This is a genomic window from Hymenobacter coccineus (assembly GCF_001816125.1).
Taxonomy (GTDB): domain Bacteria; phylum Bacteroidota; class Bacteroidia; order Cytophagales; family Hymenobacteraceae; genus Hymenobacter; species Hymenobacter coccineus.
On the sequence record NZ_MDZA01000262.1, the window covers coordinates 1 to 1866 of the forward strand.

Genomic DNA, 1866 nt, shown 5'->3' on the forward strand with positions numbered 1-1866 from the left:
GCCGCCACGCGGGCCTCCAGCGCCTGGTTGAGGGCCCCCAGCGCCTGCTGGGCGGCGGCCAGGGCGGTGTTGTTCACCAAAAACTCTTCGTTGCTGGCCCGCAGCTCTTCGTTGGTGGTGGCCAGCTCCTCGTTCAGCGCCTGCACCTGCTGGCGGGCCCGCACCTGGTCCGTCACTTCCACGGCCGACGCGGTGAGGCCCGTGATGTTGCCCTGGCCGTCGCGCAGGGGCTGGTAGGTGATGTGGTAGTACCCCAGGGTGGGCCGCCCGTTGCCGGCGCGGTCCACGCGCACGGGCTGCTCACGCAGGTAGTAGGGCTGGCCGGAGCGGAACACGTCGGCAAAAATGGCTTCGAACCCCTGGCCCGCCAGGTCGGGCAGCGCCTCGAAATGGGGCCGCCCGATGACTTGTGCCGGCGAACGGCCCCAGATGAGGAACATTTCGGGGTTGGCCAGCGCCACAGTGTGGGCCGGCCCTTCCATTATGGCAATGGCCACGGGGGCCTGCTCGAACACGCGCGCCAGCTCGGCGCGGGCGGCTTCGGCGGCGGCCTGCGCGTCGGCGGCGCGGCGGGCGGCGCTTAGCAGGGCCCGGTTGGTAACTTCCAGCTTCAGCTGGGTGCGCCCCAGGGCCTCGTTGCCGGCCAGGAACTCTTCGTTGGTGGCGTGCAGTTCCTCGTTGGTGGCGGCCAGCTCTTCGTTAAGCGCGTCCAGCTGCGCGTTGAGGGCGGCCGCCTGCTGGGTGCTGGCTTCGGCCGCGCGGTGGGCCAGTACCTGCATTGTCACTTCGTAGGCAAACACCAGGATGCCGTCGATGGCCCCGGCCAGGTCGCGGCGGGCCTGGTAGGTGAAGTTGTAATAGCGCTCCTCCAGCGCGGCGGGGTTCGAGTTGTCGTGGTCGAGTTGCACGAGCATTTCGTTGGCAAAAAACGGCTCGCCGGTGCGGTACACGCCGTCGAGCCGCTCAAAAATGGGCTGGCCGGCCAGCTCGGGCATGGCCTCGGCAATGGGGAGGCCCAGCAGCGGGCGGTTGCCTACTAACCCCTGGTAGGGGCCGTTCACGAACTGAAACCGGTGGCTGGGGCCCTCAAATACGCAAATCATGGCCGGGGCCTGCATCAGCACGTTGTCGAGCTGGCGGCGCTGGCGCTCGGCCTCGGCGCGGGCGGTTTGCTCGCGGGCCTGGCTGGCGCGCAGGGCCTCCTCCACGGCCGTGCGGGGCTGGTCGGCGGTGTCGGTGAAGCTCACCAGCAGCTGGCCGCCCACCCGCCGGGCCGCGATGCGGAAGTAGTTGTCGTAGCCGTCGGCCTGGTAATTCACGTCGAACTGGCCCGGCGCATCGCCCAAAAACGCGTCGCGGTGGAAGGCAAAGCCTTCGTTGCGGCCCGCCGGAAACTGCGCCAGGAAGGTGGCCGCGGGCCGGGCCGGCAGGCGCAGCATCCGCTGGGCGGCGGGGTTGAGGTAGGCAAAGGCCAGGTCCACCACCGCGCCGGCCGCGTCGCGCACGGGCTCGTACAGCACCACGCCCGTCAGCGAGAGGTCGAGCAGGGCGGGCAGCAGCTCGGGGGAGAATTCGGCGGGTGCGGGGGCCTCGGCAGCGGGCATAAGCAGGGACACGGGAGCGGCAAAATGCCCAGCTAAGGTAACAACGCGCGCCAACTAACTACAGGTTGCCGGGGCCCGCGCCTGGCCGGCTGGCAGCCCGGCCCGGGGCCCCAAGCCGGCCAGCCGGCTCCGTACGAAAGCGGCGTCGTGCCGAACGCTGCCGGGGCATGACGGCCGCTTTCGGACAAGTTCTTCCCTGATGGTACGCAGCGGGGAGTAGCTAAAGCCCGCGCCATTTCCCCGGGGCCCCTAAACCAAAGCA

Annotated in this window: 1 protein-coding gene; it reads right to left on the reverse strand. The window is 69.8% G+C overall.

All coding sequences use genetic code 11. The features are described 5' to 3' along the window. Positions 1–1604, reverse strand: a 1604-nt coding sequence (locus BEN49_RS14655; RefSeq protein WP_125916884.1) for a PAS domain-containing protein, incomplete at its 3' end; no start/stop codon positions are given. Positions 1605–1866: the final 262 nt, after the last annotated feature.